A 16,772-nucleotide genomic window follows, 5' to 3' on the forward strand; every position below is an offset into this window, starting at 1 on the left:
TCCCCTCCAAGTAATAGTGTACCATGTGTATACATGGTCTTTTTCACACTGTCTACCTAAAGGGGATAATATCAAAATAAGATGAAAGTCTTTATGAAACGGCATATAAAGAGTGTTCAGGATACGTTCTTAAAGTAGAATAATTCAATGCTTATTCATATCGCATATTATCTAAACGCTGACTTATATAGAAGAATGGAAACATGTAAGTAATTCAATTAGATTGTACAAATAATTTGGTGCGCGAATATATGGAATGTATTCACGGGTAAGAGGGTTGTCTCATAATATATATAAATTTTTCTATTAAGATGAACAGAGGGTGTGAATATATGGAAGATGTTTACGCGAAAATTGACAGCCTAAAAGCAGAGCAAAAAGAAATTATGAGAGACATTCGTACTTTAGAAACGCGTACCACTATTAATGAGAAAGACATAGCAACAATCAATAAGCAATTAGAGAAAATAAGTACAAACACAACTTGGATTTTGCGAATTATTATTAGTGCGATAGTAATGTCAGTTTTAGGATTGATATTAAAAGGGATGATTTAACCTTGTAAAATAGCTCAATATAAACGAAAGAGGGGCAATTCTCCCTCTTTTTATTATACGAATGAGAAATCGCTTTCCTCCAAGCGTTAAATGAAGGTGGAGGACGAACCTATTTTTTGCAAAAAAACTGAAACAATGTGCTAAACGAGTTTTATAAACTAAATCCAATTAGGAATGGATACTATGAGAACCGAGCATTATTTGTCAACGAAAAGAGTATTTAGGTCCTTCATATTATAATTGGCACAAAGCATATAGCAGTTAGATAAAACATACTATGCATGTATACGTATAGAATGTTTATTTTTAGATACAAATCAATTATAAATACTTAAAAACAGACCTACATAAATAGAGTCCTTTTTTAGTTTTAAAATTTTTAATTACTACTAGAACAATATGGATCTGTTGAAACATGTTCTAGATTGTAGCCTCATGTAGAAAACTTTGTAATAGAATCAAACCGCTTACCTTAAGTTGATGAACATATGTGGAGACCGTTTGTTTTGTAATTCAAATAATTAGATTAATGTGATAACATTTTGAAGTAGGGTGTAAATGAAATACTGAGGTGGATAAGTATGCAAAAGAGACCAGGAACAAATGAATATAACCCATACTATTCAACGTACATAAAATTAGTACCAGATGGAGATATCATACATATTCTAGAGCAACAAATGAAGGAAACGAATCTTTTATTGAAGGATATTTCTGATAGTGAGGGACATTTTCGATATGCTCCTAATAAATGGAGTATAAAAGAAGTAATCGGTCATATTGCAGATACTGAACGTATTATGGCATATCGTTTGCTGTCCATAGCAAGAGGTGAGACAGCAGAACTTCCTGGCTATAATGACGATATGTATGTTCTTAGAGCAGCTTTTGATAAGCAATCTATGCAAGATCTTCTTACGAATTTAACAGTTGTTCGCCAATCTACTGTGCATTTACTTAAAAGTTTAGATAAAGATGCCTGGTTAAAAAGGGGAATTGCGAACAATTCTGAAGTCACGGTTCGTGCATTAGCAAACATTATTGCTGGTCATGAGCTTCATCATCGGCAAATTATAAAAGTACGTTATTTTGGGGCTAATGCATTTACAGAATGTTAAAATACGGAAAATAAAAGATGATGATTTGTAAAAAAATTACGATTCATTATCTTTTTATTTTTTCTCAATGACCAAATATTACTTAACAGTGGCAAGCTTAATTTATAAGAAAAGAATGACTACATTAGCAACAAGGGTTTAAAGGAAGGGGGATTGATAGTAAGTTGTTTAATTAAAATGAGAGTAACTTTTACCTTACTTTTTGTTATAAATAAAGGAGCAGTTAGCAAAAGCTAACTGCTCATCTCCAAGGGGGAGCAAGGAGAAAAATCTAATGTCATCTACAGTGTTGACGGAATATGAAGTTTTATTCAGGGGATTTACTGATTATGTAGGTTACATAAAAAGTCCTATTAACATCCAGGCTGTTCCGATTAGAATTAAAGATTCGAGTGTAATCCAAAACTTTTTTTCTGGCTTTTGAAATTCTAAAAAGCCTTTTCGTAAGAGCAGAAATAAACCCGCTTCAAGACAGAGGAAAACAACTAGACCCAGAAATTAAAAGGACAAAAGGGATTTATTATGAGAGTAAGGAAGAAATCGAAATTACCTTTGAATACTTAAGAAAAGAAATTGATAATGATGATGAGAGTCAGCAAATTATTACAGATTACAAAGAGGTATCTTAAAATAAAACTAGAAAAGCATCCAAAACTATTGTTTTTTCTTTTTTAATATAGAAATTACACATTAAATATATACTTATACGTGTTGTTACTAAACGCTAAGGAATAGTAATAAAAAAATGATGCTGATAAAACTGTATAAAAATAAAAAGAATCCTAAGATGGGGAATGTTTTATGAAAGTTGATCATGATAAACCTCCTTGATATATAAAGTATTTTAATATATTGTTGGTCTATTTAGAAGGAAAAACATAATTTGGTACATGTTAAACGAAAATTTGAACAAACTAGATATTGGAATAAATGATACCTTCCTTAAAATAACCTTAATTAAAATATAGCTTTAATAACATTTGGAAATTAAATGGTATAATTTTCTAGGATAACCTAAATAAAGTTTATTTTAGAAAAGAGGTAGAGGGGAAATGTTTCAAAAGCTTAAGTTTTATTTAATGAGCATTTTAATTAGTTCAATGTTAGCTGGAATTATTATAGGTGCTAATTTCTTGGTCCATAACATATATAATTTGGTTGCAGGTAAAGAATATCATTTTAATATGTGGTCTTCTATTATTATATTTAGTGTTGTATTTATTTCGGGCTTCTCGTACATGTTGAAGAAGGGGCCGGATATATTTGTTAATGATTAAATTAATAGCAATTATCAATAGGTGTTGCCTTGATCCGGTTGAAGTCTTTTCTAGCGTGTTAGTTATCTCAATATATATGTATCTCTTGGCACCTGGGCGAGGGTGCCCTCTTTTGTATTGAGAAAAAATAAAATTTATATAATATGATTAATAGATTTATATTTAAATCTGAGGGGTACAAATTCGATGCGACGTAAAAAGGATTTGTTGAAACAATGGAAGGTGGATTTACAAGCTATTCAAGAAGAGAAGAGGATGAAGAAGAAGGCTAAAAATAAGAAATATAGCATTCCTGGTAATACAGCTGGATTCATGAATGGAAAGAATACTTATCGTAAAGAGAATGGGGTATGGAAGCAAAGAAATAAATGACGTGAGGATAAATAGATTTCATTAAGTTTGTAGCATTATTCTAGGCGCTCCCACGATTTGGGTGGCGTCTTGTTTGTTGTTTATGAAGTAATCCATAAACGTATTATATTATTGTTTTTTATTAACAGGTATAAAAAATGATTTATTTGTTTTATTGATAATTTGTAAACGTTATTATATTATGTTTGTATATGTATAGACTAAAAACGTTTTTGTTTGATTTTGTTGAAGGGTAGGGGATATCGATAACAATAAAATAATGGGCATATCACCTACAAAGAGCTGCAAAAAGAATGGAAGCAGTATGGAAAAGGTGCTTTCGTGAAAAAATTCAAAAAATAAGCATTATTAGCTTTTGAAGAAAAATGACTAGAAAAGTTACAACTAGATGGAGCATAAGGTTATACAAAAAATCTTAAAAGGGGGACAAAATTATGGAACAAGGAAAGTATTCAGTAACACCTCAAGATCGAATGAATTATTTATTAGGTCTTTATTCTGCAGATCAACAAATTAATGCGGTTCTTTATTTTCCTGTAGGTCTATCAAAGGAAATACTTGAACAATCAGTAAGGATAACGTTACAATTGCAGCCAGTTTTGAATAGCCGATTTGTAGAAAATGATATTCCTTACTGGGAGGAACATTCATCTGGTACTAACTCATCTATTTGCTTTTTTGCTGAAGGAAATGATCAAGAACTTGAAATAATGGCAATAGATTTTATTAAGGAACCTGGTGATCGTATTCAGGGGCCTATGGTTCAAACAATATTATTACGAGGCACTACAACAGATATGTTAGTTGTGAAATTATCTCATCTATGTTCAGATGGTGCAGGAGTCAAGGAATATATTAATTTGCTTGGAGCAATTTATACGCACCTTTCCTTAGGAGGATCTAAGGATCAAATTATAAAGGAATTTGGTGAGGGAAATGAGAGTTTTCGAGATCAATCACATGTATTCAAATATGCTGGAATATCGGACGTAAAAAGTGCGTATCGTCCTAACCAAGAACAGCAGGCATCGTTATGGTCTTTTCCATCTCAACCCAACAAAAATAAATCCCCCAAAATGTCTGTAGGGCGGTTGAGCCGTGAACAAACTCTATGTCTAACCAAATGGACAAAAGCACAACAGGCTACCTTGAATGATGTAATCATGACTGCATACTTCCGTGCTTTATCACATTTCACTGTGTATGCAGAACCTCGCACCGCAGAAAAAATGATCGGTTTGACAATTGATTTACGTCGATATCTGCCTAATTATACGACTGGTGCTATTTGCAACTTATCCGGAATGGAAATGCCAGTGATTAAAATGGAAGATGGTGAATCATTTAATCAGACTCTTGTTCGAGTTAAACAATCAATGGATAAAATAAAGGGCCAAAATCCAGGTCTTTCTTCAGCGGCAGGAATGGAGATACTGGCAGGTATGAAGCTATCTACGGTGAAGGAAATGTATAATCAGCAATACGAGCAGGCTGTACAGATGGGGATGGCGTTGCCATTAATGACAAATTTCGGGGTGATCGCTGATGAACCTATTCAGTTTGGTGAAATTCAAGCTGAGGACGGGTATATGACATCACCCATTATGTATGCACCATTCTTTTCAATGGGAGCAAGCACTTATAATGGAAGACTTACATTTACGATTGGTTATCATGCGCCGGAGACATCAAAAGAAAAGGTAGACAAATTTTTAGAATGTGTTATTAATCAGCTATCATAAATAAAATAAAAGAGAATATAGCGCAAAATTTTCTAACAGAATTGTATTTTAGGCGCTCGTCTTATGTACGGCTAATCCCTTTTATAAACGCTATATTTAACGGAAAGGTCTTACTCCAGATAAAAGTTTATCTTCAAATGCTTCATAAATTATTTTTGTTAAATTTTCTCTGATTGCACCTATCTTTATGTTTTAGATTTATGGGGAATCGTAGTGAAAAACAATTTGCAACACGAGAAAAACAAAATAGATCAGCATAAAAGTACTAAAAAAGAGAGAAAAGAGCTGACTTAAACTATATTTTGAATCAGCTCTTTTTACTGTTTTTTGAAATGAATTAGTTTTCAGATAATATAAAAATGATAATCTTCTAACAAATAATCAAGGCATCAACACTAGAAAAGTAGAGATAATATGTAATATAATTGAAAAAGTATATTTAAAAATCAATGTTAATATTACCCTCCTATAAGTATTAACATACGTAATTGAGGTGTTTTCTTTGTTGTTTTATGATCGGATTTCTATAATGGCCCCTCCTGTTCCGTAGCTTAGGAAAGTCTTTTTATTTCTGAGATTTTCAAAGTTATAGGAGGGTATGAAAAATGAAAAAAGTCTCAGTACCATCACTTTGGTTAATGATTATTCTTGTAGCATTTCCGCAAATTAGTGAAACAATTTATACACCGTCTTTACCAGACATTTCAAAGGCGTTACATGTAAGCAATAATGAGGTGCAGTTAACGCTTAGTGTTTATTTTGCTGGATTTGCTTTAGGTGTATTTTTTATTGGATGGTTATCCGATATAATTGGTCGTCGCCCGGCGATGTTACTTGGAATTGTCATATATGGCGCGGGGAGCTTCTTATGCTTTATTGCAAGTTCCATTGAATTTTTATTGTTAAGTCGTTTTATTCAGGCGTTTGGAGCAAGTGCAGGATCAGTTGTGACGCAAACGATTCTTCGTGAAAGTGTAGAAGGGCATAAACGTCACGTTATGTTTGCTCAAATTTCGGCAGTCATTGCTTTTACACCAGCAATAGGACCGTTAATTGGTGGCTTTCTTGATCAAATGTTTGGATTTAAAATAGTATTTTTAAGTTTAGTAGTTATGAGTATCGGAATTTTGCTGTATACGTTTGTTTCTCTTCCAGAAACAAAAACGGGTGCAGTAACGGATAAAATAAATGTGTTTTCTGTTTTAAAACGGTTGATTACAAATCCGAAAGTAGTAACATATGGGCTATTAATTGGAGGAGCGAATGGCGTTTTATTTAGCTATTATGCAGAAGCGCCGTTTATTTTTATTGAATACTTTCAGTTATCGCCTAGTATGTACGGATTTCTAGGAATTGTTGTTGCTTCCGCTTCTATTATTGGAGCGAAAGTTTCAAAGCGGTTACTTACCACTTATAAACCAGAGAAAATTATATATATCGGTTGTTTTGTAATGACAGGTGGAGCAGTCGCTTTATCTATTATTACTTCAGTTGGATCAAATCCAAACATAATATATATGATTGGATTTTTAGTAGCGATGTTTATATTGCTATTAGGAATTGGGGTAGCATTACCTAACTGTTTAAGTTTAGCATTAGTAGATTTTCAAGATGTCATTGGTACAGCTGGAGCATTGTTTAGCTTAGGGTACTATATAATAGTGACGGTGACAATTTGGGGAATGAGTCAACTTCATACGGGCTCGTTACTGGTGATGCCACTTTATTTTCTAGCTATTGTAGCTATCATGTTGGTGTTTACTAAGGTGTTTATTGTTGGTAAACGAGATGAAAAAACAGTTTAATTATGTATTAGGAAAAGAGTCTCATTGGAAAATGAGGCTCTTTTATATTTTATCCTGCTGTTTTGAGGCGGTAAGATTCCTGTCTCAAAATTGGGCTGGAGTAAAGAAGTTAGTAGTTTATTAATATATTAAATTTCTGATTGGTATATGAATCGGACGTGTGGGAACTAACGTTATCAACTATAAAGATTGAAGTACATGAGATGTGAAACCGAGGAAGATATGCTCTCCTCGGTTATTTATATTGTAATAATATTCATATCGGAACCATTTTGAATAGATGTATTTTATTGCTAATTCAGTTAAAAATTAAACATCATTATGCATATTAATTTATTGAAAAAATAATTGAATTTTTCAGATAAATGAATTAATATAAAATAAGTAATTTTAAGATTTATAGAATATTGGAAGATGAAAGGTTTTGAGAATTTTGTAAGAGGCAAAAAACGATTTTAGGATAGCTTTAAAGCTAGTGTAAAATGACGTTTGCTTCATCATTTTCAGGCCAAAAGGAATTAGGGGAAAGCATCTTGTTTTAAAATGCGGCTATGAATCATCTAAGAGGGGGAAGTGAAGTGGCAAACAAAGAATTGAAAAGAGGTTTAGAAGCACGTCATATTCAAATGATTGCTTTAGGCGGAACAATTGGTGTTGGTTTGTTTATGGGTTCAGCTAGCACGATTAAGTGGACAGGTCCGTCAGTAATGCTTGCCTATGCAATTGCAGGTATTTTTATCTTCTTCATCATGCGTGCCATGGGAGAAATGTTGTATATGGAGCCAAGTACAGGTTCATTTGCGACGTTCGGTCATAAGTATATTCACCCGTTAGCTGGTTATATGACAGCGTGGAGTAACTGGTTCCAGTGGGTTATCGTTGGGATGTCAGAGATTATCGCAGTTGGAGCGTATATGCAATATTGGTTCCCAGGTCTACCGGCTTGGATACCAGGTGTGATTGCAATGGTTATTCTTGGTGCAGCTAACTTAATTTCTGTTAAGTCATTTGGTGAATTTGAATTTTGGTTTGCGATGATTAAAATCGTTACAATTTTATTAATGATTATTGCTGGATTTGGCCTTATTTTCTTCGGAATTGGTAACGGCGGAGAAGCGATTGGCATATCTAATCTTTGGTCAAATGGCGGTTTCTTTACAGGTGGTTTTTCAGGATTCTTCTTTGCATTATCACTTGTAGTTGGAGCATATCAAGGTGTGGAATTAATTGGGATTACTGCTGGTGAAGCGAAAGATCCGAAGAAGACACTTACAAGAGCGATTCAAAGTACAATTTGGCGTATTTTAATATTCTATATTGGTGCTATTTTCGTTATTGTAACTGTGTATCCGTGGGATCAATTAAGTACAATTGGTAGTCCGTTCGTGGCAACTTTTGCGAAGATTGGTATTACGGCAGCTGCTGGACTTATTAACTTCGTTGTTATTACAGCGGCGATGTCTGGTTGTAATAGTGGTATTTATAGTGCTGGACGTATGCTGTATACGTTAGGTGTAAATGGACAAGCACCGAAATATTTTACGAAAATTTCTAGTAACGGTGTTCCATTATTTGGTACAGTTGGTGTAATAATTGGTTTAGCGGTTGGTGTAGTTTTAAGTTATATTGCGCCAAAAAACTTATTCGTATATGTGTATAGTGCGAGTGTACTTCCAGGTATGGTACCATGGTTCGTCATTTTAATTAGTCAAATTCGTTTTAGAAAAGAAAAAGGGGCAGAGATGAAGGATCATCCGTTCAAAATGCCATTTGCTCCTGTTACAAACTATTTAACGATTGCCTTTTTAATTATGGTATTAATCGGAATGTGGTTTAACGATGATACTCGTATCTCACTAGTTGTAGGTATTGTTTTCTTAGCTATCGTTACAATTAGTTTCTATGCTTTCGGAATAGGGAAGCGAGCGCCATTAGATACTCAAAATGATCAAGAGATTTCAAGTAAATAAAGGTAAAAAAAGTCCGATTTCTTCTTTAGAAATCGGACTTTTTTATTAAAACTTCTCTAATACAATCTTCCCAATTGTACGTCCACTCTCAAGTAATGCATGTGCTTTCTTTAAGTTTTCAGCGTTAATTGGTGCTAATGTTTCATTTAAAGTGGTCTTTAAAATACCTTCATCTAATAATTCGCTCACTTTATTTAATAGTTCATGCTGCGTAATCATATCACCAGTTTCATACATCGGCTTTGTGAACATAAACTCCCAAACAAAGGTCGCACTTTTACTTTTTAGAATGCCCATTTCAAGAGGATGTTCATTTTCTACGATAGAGCAAATTTTACCTTGTGGTTTAATTACTTCACCTATACCATGCCAATGCTGATCTGTATTATTTAAGCAGAAAATATAATCTACATCGTTGAATCCAAGGCTTTGTAGTTGCTCTTTTAAAGGTTTATGATGGTTAATTGTATGGTCAGCTCCAAAGTTTTTCACCCATTCTATCGTTTCATCGCGAGACGCAGTTGCGATTACATTTAATCCAGCCCATTTCGCAAGCTGAATTGCGATTGAACCGACACCACCAGCTCCGCCGATAATTAAAATGTTTTTAAATGTATTTTCGCTTTTCTTAGCGTAATTAATGCCTAAACGCTCGAATAAACCTTCCCACGCCGTAATAGCTGTTAAAGGAATTGCGGCAGATTCAGTATCACTTAAAGTTTTAGGTTTTTTACCAACGATTCTTTCATCGACTAGGTGGTATTCACTATATGTACCTTGTCTCGTAATACTTCCAGCGTAAAACACTTCATCGCCTTCTTTAAATAACGTACAACCTTCGCCAGTTTGTACGACAACACCACTAGCATCCCAGCCAAGTATTTTCGCTACATCTTCTTTTTTATCTTTCGGAGAGCGAACTTTTGCATCAACTGGATTAACGGAAATCGCGTTAATTTTAACAAGCATATCTCTTCCTATAGCAACAGGTCTTTCAACTTCAATATCAATTAAACTGTTTTCTTCTTCAATAGGTAAGTATTCATGTAAACCAATTGCTTTCATTTGTAGTCCCTCCATTAAAGTAAGAATCATTTACTCCTTTATTATAGATGGTGAAATGCTGTTATGTAAAAAGTACATTTTTTTGTATGCTGGAATGAAAGAGTAGAAGGAGTTTATTTCTAAAAAGTAGAATTTTTTACTGTATTGTTTTATTCAAAACGAAATGTAAAGGTGGATACATAATGACGGTAAAGAAGCTTTATTTCGTGCCAGCTGGTCGTTGTATGTTAGATCATTCTTCTGTTAATAGTACGCTCACACCGGGGAATTTATTAAACTTACCAGTATGGTGTTATTTATTGGAGACAGAAGAAGGGCCAATTTTAGTAGATACAGGTATGCCAGAAAGTGCGGTTAATAATGAAAATTTATTTGACGGTACATTTGTTGAAGGGCAGATTTTACCGAAAATGACTGAAGAAGATAGGATCGTGAATATTTTAAAACGCGTTGGTTATGAGCCGGAAGACCTTCTTTATATTATTAGTTCTCACTTGCATTTTGATCATGCAGGGGGAAATGGTGCTTTTACAAATACACCGATTCTTGTGCAGCGTGCTGAATATGAGACGGCACAACATAGTGAAGAATATTTGAAAGAATGTATATTGCCGAATTTAAACTACAAAATCATTGAAGGGGATTATGAAGTCGTACCAGGTGTTCAATTATTGTATACGCCAGGACATACTCCAGGACATCAGTCACTATTCATTGAGACGGAAAACTCTGGCCCAGTGTTATTAACGATTGATGCATCGTATACGAAAGAGAATTTTGAAGATGAAGTGCCGTTCGCGGGGGTTGATTCGGAATTAGCTTTATCTTCAATTAAGCGTTTAAAAGAAATTGTTAGGAAAGAGAATCCAATTGTTTTCTTTGGACATGATATAGAACAGGAAAAGAGCTGTAAAGTGTTCCCGGAATATATATAGTGCAAAAAGTCATGAGCTTACGTGCTCATGACTTTTTTGTTTAAATAATTTTTTTAAATAAGTTATAAACCTTTTTTGAACTACCTTCATTTAATTGATAGTACGTAAGGTTTACATCATCAGGAGTATCTTGCCGAGCAATCATCACTTCGTTACTATGATGGTCAACTACCCATATGAAATATTTTTTATAAGTTCCATCTTCGAAAGTAATCCACATATCACAATCTATTAAATCTGATCCTTCTTCATCTAATGTTAATTTTCCTTTTTTGGCGGTATCCATACTGTTAATAAACGTTTTTACTTCATCTGTTTTTGTAAGAAAGATATCCTTTTTTGTTTTAATTGACTCGACATGTATATCTTTTATTTCCTGTTTTCCTAAAAAGACAGGGGGCTCATTTGGGTCCCTTTGAGTTGAAATGATAGTAGCTTTCTTCTTTGGTTTACTTGCTGTATAGAAATCTTGAATAGATTTTCCAAAGTTGAAAAACCATATGATTCCAAAAATAATCAATGCACTACCTAGCAATAAAATGATTTTCTTAATAGGGTATTCTCCTCTCTATTACTTCGTGTGAAGAGCTTTTCTATTAATATATGATAGGCAAGCGTAAAGTATTATAGTTGAACTTGGTTATGCTTCACAGTTTTTATAGGGCGATCAACGAGTAAATTGTAAGTAAGCCCAATTAATACGAAAATTCCACCGACCACTTTGCCGATTGATAGTTCATTTGATAGGAAGAAATCAATGATAGTGCCCGCAAATAATTGTCCAATAAAGATGAGTAACGTTAAATAAAATGCAGATATTTTAGGAGTAATATAGTTTGATAATGAAATGACGATAACGCCTACTAATCCGCCTAAGTATACAGCGATAGGAATGGATTGCAACGTATGAATTGGAATATAAAATGAATCTGAACTGAAAATTAAAAATAGAGCGGAGAAAAATAATCCAGTAATATAATTGAAAAAGGTACCTTCCCAATTGCCAATTTCCTTTGCTAAATTCGCGTTAATAATTCTAGCAACAACGATAGAAACACCAGCTAAAATAGCGATAGTAATATATAACATTTTCTTGCCTCCATTAATAAATTGTCATGATTATAATTCCGGAAGAGATGAAGCATAATCCAATTAGTTTTTTCTTTTCAAACTTTGCAACCTTCATTCCTAATAAACCGAAATGGTCAATAACGATGGAAGCAATAGATTGACCGAGTAAACTTAATGCGATCGTAATAGAGGCACCAAGGACGGAGAAACTTATATTATTAAAAAGAACAGTGAATACCCCAATCGCTCCAGCACTATATAAAAAAAGTGGAATGCTTTTATTAAAATGAATTTTATTTTTGTTTATGATTAAAATGAAGATAACTGCAATTAAACCGACAAGGTGAATGACAACGCTCGCTGTGTACTTGCCAATTAATTCAGATAAAATCCCGTTCAGTGGAAGCATAACGGCGATGAGCACACCAATAAAGACAGAAAGAAAGTTATACAATGTAATATCCCCTTTAATTTTCATATTTGTAATGACTGTATCATGCTAAAATTGTGTATTACTATGACATATGTCATAGTGGAAGAAGAAAATTTTGATTACAATGGGGATGAGTTGTAAAGGCGGGGGAACTATGAAGAAAGTATGTAATTCAATTAAATTAGCAGAGTATATGAAACAAAATAATATTGACTCCTTTTTTAGTAATGATATGAAACCGTATATGGAACTTATATTTTTTAAAAAGAATGAGTTTATTTGTAGAGAAAATGAAGAGATAGATTATTTATATTTTTTTGTTGAAGGAAAAGCGAAAGCGTTTAATACGTTAAGTAACGGGAAATCTGTATTGTTATGCTTTTATGATAGTTTGCAGCTGCTAGGGGATGTTGAGTTAATTCATTCTCAAAAGACTGCTTCAAACGTACAAGTGATGGCAGATTCATATTGTGTTGGTTTGCCTTTAGGGAAAGTGAGAAATCAACTATTTTATGATGCGAAATTTTTGCGATGTATTTGCGGATCGTTAGCACATAAGTTAAATCGACTTTCGAAAAATAGTACAATTAATTTACTATATCCACTTGAAAACAGACTTGCAAGTTACATGTTAGCAGCAGGGGAACGAGCAGTGCAGCACGGAAATCGAATTGTATTTAGTGGGAATTTAACGGAAACAGCTGAATTGTTAGGAACGAGTTATCGGCATTTATTGCGCACATTAAATATTTTTTGTGATAAAGAGGTTATAAAAAAGAACAATGGTTGTTTTGAAGTAGTGAATGTGGATGTATTGAGGGAATTGGCGGCAGATGTTTATAAGTAGGAGAGGATTATAAATGATTACACCTATATTTAGAGTTGTTGATGTTGAAAAAGCAAAGCTATTTTATTTGGATTTTTTAGGATTTAAAATGGATTGGGAACATCGTTATGAGGAACATATGCCATTATATATACAAATTTCGTTACATGATGCTGTAATGCATTTATCAGAACATCATGGAGATGCTTCGCCAGGCGGTGCGATTCGCGTCAAAATAGATAATGTAGAGGATTATCATTCTATATTATTGAATAAAGAATATGCTTATTCGAAGCCAAATATAGAAAAAACACCTTGGGATACAATCGAATTAACTGTAATTGATCCGTTTTCAAATAGAATCGTATTTTATGAGGAGAGATGGTAGAACCGGAAGGGATTAATATATAAATTTTTCAGAGATAGTGCAGTGTAATTACGTATTAAATAAATGGAATGAAGAGTAGTTCATAAAGTAGTGAACTGCTCTTTTTCATTTTGTTAAACAGATTGAATTATTGAAAAATAAATCGTATGATAAAACATATGAACAAATGAGCATATATTCATGTGAAATGAGAAGGAGGAAAAGGATGTTAGATGCAATTATCGTCGGAGCGGGTCAAGCTGGATTAACAATGGGATACTACTTGAAGCAAGAAGGATATAATTTTTTACTACTTGAGTCAGGAAATCGGATTGGTGATTCATGGAGAAATCGATATGATTCTTTGCAGCTCTTCACACCAAGGGAATATAGCAGTTTACCAGGGATGATATTAAAAGGAGAAAAGAATGAATTTCCACATAAAGATGAAATTACAATGTATTTAGAAGAATATGTACAGTATTTTCAACTACCGGTACAATTGCAAACGGAAGTTTTAAAAATAAGGAAAGAGAAAGAAATATTTGAATTACATACTTCTAAAGAAATATTACAATCAAAAAAAGTTATTATCGCATCAGGTGGTTTTCAGCAGCCATTCATTCCCTCATTTTCACAACATCTTTCATCGCATGTTTATCAAATACATTCATCACAATATAAATCACCATCACAAATCCCTAAGGGAAAAGTACTAGTAGTAGGTGGCGGGAATTCAGGAATGCAAATTGCAGTAGAACTGGCAAAGACTCATGAAGTTACAATGTCTATTAGTCATCCTTTAACGTATTTACCGTTACATCTTTTTAGAAAAAGTATTTTTAATTGGTTAGAAAAATTGGGTTTATTGTACGCCGAAGTAAATACAAAGAGGGGGAAATGGTTTCAAAAGAGAAAGGATCCCATTTTTGGATTTGAAGGTAAGGAACTCATTCGTAATGGAGCAATACAGCTACAGGAAAAAGTAGTAAGTGCATCAGAAAATAACATTATGTTTCAGAACGGTGGCACGTATAGTGCAGAAAGCATTATATGGTCAACAGGTTTTATTCAGAATTATAAATGGATTGAAATAGAAAGGGCAGTGAATGGGAATGGATGTCCTAATCATGTAAAGGGGATTAGTCCAGTAAGAGGATTGTATTATATCGGTTTACCATGGCAATCTCAAAGGGGTTCTGCACTTATTTGTGGTGTAGGAAAGGATGCAGCATATTTGCTTTCTGAAATCAAAAAAATAGATCAGTAGCAGCAACTACTGATCATCCATATGTACATGAATTAGGAGAGGTCAAACATTTATTAACTTTATTATAATAGATTTTCACGGAATAAAAAACTGAAAATTCTTATTTTTTTGTTGAGAAAGTTTTTTTGTATCGAAATATATCAAAAAATAGGAATTTTCATTGGGAAGAAAAATGATATTTATATTTTAGTAAATTATGATATAGTCTACATTATAGGAATTTCCATAAATATAATTATTTGTATGCTAATTATATATATGTGAAGGAAGGAGAAGTAATTATGAAGTTTGATGATCAACGCCTACTAGGAGTCCGATTAGGTTCAATGCTCGTAACAGAGGAAAATCAATATTTAGTAATTAAGAAAAAAGATCATTATGCATTATTAAACATACATAATTTAGAATGTACTCATGTTGAAGTGCAACTAGAACATATTGAAGAAATGTTGCGTGAAGATTTTCAAGAAAGTATAACTGAAATTATCGCACCAGAACATATTAAAATTGTTGCGAAAAATGTTATATAGGTAAAGAAGCTGGAAGGAACAGCTTCTTTATTTTCATTATAAGGATAACGTTTTTACAACCTCACCAATAATCCCTTCCATTTGATGAACACCTAAATCGGAATTGGTCATAATAACAGCACCATTCCCGCAGTATGGATAACAAACCATCATACATTGAAATCCAACGCCCCATCCGAGTGAATAAACCTGTAATTCTTCATTAGGATCATCTAGAAAAACACCTAATCCAGTCCATTTTGAGCAACCTTGAGGAGAAATCATGTCTATTACTAATTTTTGAGAAAGTTTTAGTTTGCCCTTTCCTTGTAAGGAATGAATGATTTCAATAACTAAAGCTGATAAGTCAGTTGGTGTTGTCCAAATACCTGAAGCAGCTGCGAATGGATAAAATAGATACTTCTCATTTGTAACGGTGCAATCTTTATTATGACCGCAAGCAAAATAATCGGTTTTATCTATGACTTCGGGAGAGAAGAGTCTACTATTTTTCATTTGTAGTGGCTGGAAGATATGTTCTTCTAATAACTGAGCAAATGATTTCCCTGTAATATCTTCAAGTAGTAGCTCGATTATACAAAAGTTTGCATCTGAGTAGTGAAATTCACTTTCTGGTTTATAAGTTGTTTCTATAGGTACTGGGCAATATAATGTTTTACCAGCAAGGAGTTCAGACATGCTTGGTAGCCCTTGTGCAAGTGTATAATGTTCAAAACTATTAGGAGGATCAATCATCCCAGATTGGTGACTTAATAAGTTTCGCAACGTGACTTTTTTCTGTAGAGTAAATAGATTAGTAGGGATGTTCCAAGATGTGAGTCTATCATTTACGTCTTCATCTAAATGTACTATGCCTTGATCACATAATTTTAGTGTGAGTATGCCGGTGATGAACTTGCTAATAGAACAAGAATTGAATATGGAATTCGTATTGACAGTTCTAGTTGTTCCAGATTCAAGTGTTCCGAAGGCAGTAGTTTCATCAAGTCTACCGTCACGTATAACGGCAAGGCTTAATCCTGCAACGGAATATTCGTTCATTCTCTCATATATATTGTTACTTTTTAAGTTCATAGTGACTCCTTCTTTAGAAAAGATAGAATATTAGTTTTATTATACAGTAATAAATAGAGAGAAAGAGAGAAAAAGAGAAAAAGAGAACACTTCATTTTATATTGATGAAGTGTTTTTTTATTTTAAGTTAATTCGAAGTATATGTTCTAAAAAATTTATCTCTGTACATGTACATAAGCCATGAGGTTGTTATTAAAGAAATGATGATTTGTTTGTTTTCAATTGGTGCACTGAAAACAAGCCAACCAACTATATCAAATGATAAATGTAGCATGATTGAAAGAACTACAAATTGCAATAACGTATTCAAAAATCTTTTCATAAAGTGTCCTCCTAAAATAATAGGTTTTATCAATAGTG

General features: G+C 33.2%; 18 protein-coding genes. 12 read left to right on the forward strand and 6 right to left on the reverse strand.

The window, feature by feature from the left end:
• Positions 1-332: 332 nt before the first annotated feature.
• The 7 genes from JDS92_RS22450 to JDS92_RS22480 all read left to right on the forward strand — a co-directional run bounded on the left by JDS92_RS22450 (position 333) and on the right by JDS92_RS22480 (position 8,841).
• A complete protein-coding gene (locus JDS92_RS22450) occupies positions 333-557 on the forward strand; it encodes a hemolysin XhlA family protein (protein ID WP_000390466.1) in 225 nt (74 codons plus the stop codon).
• Between the two features lie 581 nt (positions 558-1,138).
• On the forward strand, positions 1,139-1,675 hold the full coding sequence (locus JDS92_RS22455) for a DinB family protein (protein WP_199632522.1): 537 nt from the start codon (positions 1,139-1,141) through the stop codon (positions 1,673-1,675).
• Positions 1,676-2,727: 1,052 nt separating this feature from the next.
• On the forward strand, positions 2,728-2,952 hold the full coding sequence (locus tag JDS92_RS22460) for a hypothetical protein (RefSeq protein ID WP_199632523.1): 225 nt from the start codon (positions 2,728-2,730) through the stop codon (positions 2,950-2,952).
• Positions 2,953-3,138: 186 nt separating this feature from the next.
• Entirely contained in the window at positions 3,139-3,324 is a 186-nt protein-coding gene (locus tag JDS92_RS22465) for a hypothetical protein (RefSeq protein ID WP_001253135.1), read from the forward strand.
• 434 nt (positions 3,325-3,758) lie between these two features.
• Positions 3,759-5,066, forward strand: a complete 1,308-nt coding sequence (locus JDS92_RS22470; RefSeq protein WP_087970286.1) for a condensation domain-containing protein — start codon at positions 3,759-3,761, stop codon at positions 5,064-5,066.
• Between the two features lie 605 nt (positions 5,067-5,671).
• The gene (locus tag JDS92_RS22475) at positions 5,672-6,871 is read left to right on the forward strand and encodes a multidrug effflux MFS transporter (RefSeq protein WP_000758027.1); all 1,200 of its coding nucleotides are present in this window, start codon (positions 5,672-5,674) and stop codon (positions 6,869-6,871) included.
• Between the two features lie 578 nt (positions 6,872-7,449).
• Positions 7,450-8,841 (forward strand): amino acid permease, encoded by a 1,392-nt coding sequence (locus JDS92_RS22480; RefSeq protein ID WP_199632524.1) that lies wholly within the window; start codon positions 7,450-7,452, stop codon positions 8,839-8,841.
• A gap of 45 nt (positions 8,842-8,886) precedes the next feature.
• Here the strand turns inward: JDS92_RS22480 and JDS92_RS22485 are convergent, their stop codons facing one another.
• Positions 8,887-9,906: a zinc-binding alcohol dehydrogenase family protein gene (locus JDS92_RS22485; RefSeq protein ID WP_000643743.1), complete on the reverse strand. Its 1,020-nt coding sequence runs from the start codon at positions 9,904-9,906 to the stop codon at positions 8,887-8,889.
• Between the two features lie 182 nt (positions 9,907-10,088).
• On the opposite strand from JDS92_RS22485, the gene aiiA reads away from it, so the two are divergent.
• On the forward strand, positions 10,089-10,841 hold the full coding sequence (gene aiiA, locus JDS92_RS22490) for a quorum-quenching N-acyl homoserine lactonase AiiA (RefSeq protein ID WP_000216615.1): 753 nt from the start codon (positions 10,089-10,091) through the stop codon (positions 10,839-10,841).
• Between the two features lie 40 nt (positions 10,842-10,881).
• Here aiiA and JDS92_RS22495 read toward each other — a convergent pair whose 3' ends face one another.
• From JDS92_RS22495 to JDS92_RS22505, 3 genes are all read right to left on the reverse strand, one after another.
• The gene (locus JDS92_RS22495; protein WP_140158559.1) at positions 10,882-11,376 is read right to left on the reverse strand and encodes a hypothetical protein; all 495 of its coding nucleotides are present in this window, start codon (positions 11,374-11,376) and stop codon (positions 10,882-10,884) included.
• An 89-nt stretch (positions 11,377-11,465) separates the two neighbouring features.
• Positions 11,466-11,930: a DMT family transporter gene (locus JDS92_RS22500; RefSeq protein WP_000965809.1), complete on the reverse strand. Its 465-nt coding sequence runs from the start codon at positions 11,928-11,930 to the stop codon at positions 11,466-11,468.
• A gap of 13 nt (positions 11,931-11,943) precedes the next feature.
• Positions 11,944-12,390 carry a DMT family transporter gene (locus JDS92_RS22505; RefSeq protein ID WP_002155830.1) on the reverse strand — a complete coding sequence of 149 codons (447 nt, stop codon included), beginning with the start codon at positions 12,388-12,390 and terminating at the stop codon, positions 11,944-11,946.
• 109 nt (positions 12,391-12,499) lie between these two features.
• On the opposite strand from JDS92_RS22505, the gene JDS92_RS22510 reads away from it, so the two are divergent.
• From JDS92_RS22510 to JDS92_RS22525, 4 genes are all read left to right on the forward strand, one after another.
• Complete coding sequence (locus JDS92_RS22510; RefSeq protein ID WP_000754844.1) at positions 12,500-13,192, forward strand: cyclic nucleotide-binding domain-containing protein; 693 nt, start codon at positions 12,500-12,502, stop codon at positions 13,190-13,192.
• A gap of 13 nt (positions 13,193-13,205) precedes the next feature.
• Positions 13,206-13,559 carry a glyoxalase superfamily protein gene (locus tag JDS92_RS22515; RefSeq protein WP_087970290.1) on the forward strand — a complete coding sequence of 118 codons (354 nt, stop codon included), beginning with the start codon at positions 13,206-13,208 and terminating at the stop codon, positions 13,557-13,559.
• Between the two features lie 205 nt (positions 13,560-13,764).
• The gene (locus tag JDS92_RS22520; protein WP_098911838.1) at positions 13,765-14,808 is read left to right on the forward strand and encodes a flavin-containing monooxygenase; all 1,044 of its coding nucleotides are present in this window, start codon (positions 13,765-13,767) and stop codon (positions 14,806-14,808) included.
• A gap of 281 nt (positions 14,809-15,089) precedes the next feature.
• Positions 15,090-15,338: a hypothetical protein gene (locus tag JDS92_RS22525; RefSeq protein WP_000666941.1), complete on the forward strand. Its 249-nt coding sequence runs from the start codon at positions 15,090-15,092 to the stop codon at positions 15,336-15,338.
• 36 nt (positions 15,339-15,374) lie between these two features.
• Here the strand turns inward: JDS92_RS22525 and JDS92_RS22530 are convergent, their stop codons facing one another.
• A complete protein-coding gene (locus JDS92_RS22530) occupies positions 15,375-16,412 on the reverse strand; it encodes a serine hydrolase domain-containing protein (protein WP_199632525.1) in 1,038 nt (345 codons plus the stop codon).
• Between the two features lie 127 nt (positions 16,413-16,539).
• Positions 16,540-16,734 (reverse strand): hypothetical protein, encoded by a 195-nt coding sequence (locus tag JDS92_RS22535; RefSeq protein ID WP_097959790.1) that lies wholly within the window; start codon positions 16,732-16,734, stop codon positions 16,540-16,542.
• Positions 16,735-16,772 lie beyond the last annotated feature (38 nt).

It is taken from the genome of Bacillus cereus group sp. N12, assembly GCF_016483575.1.
Lineage (GTDB): Bacteria > Bacillota > Bacilli > Bacillales > Bacillaceae_G > Bacillus_A > Bacillus_A toyonensis.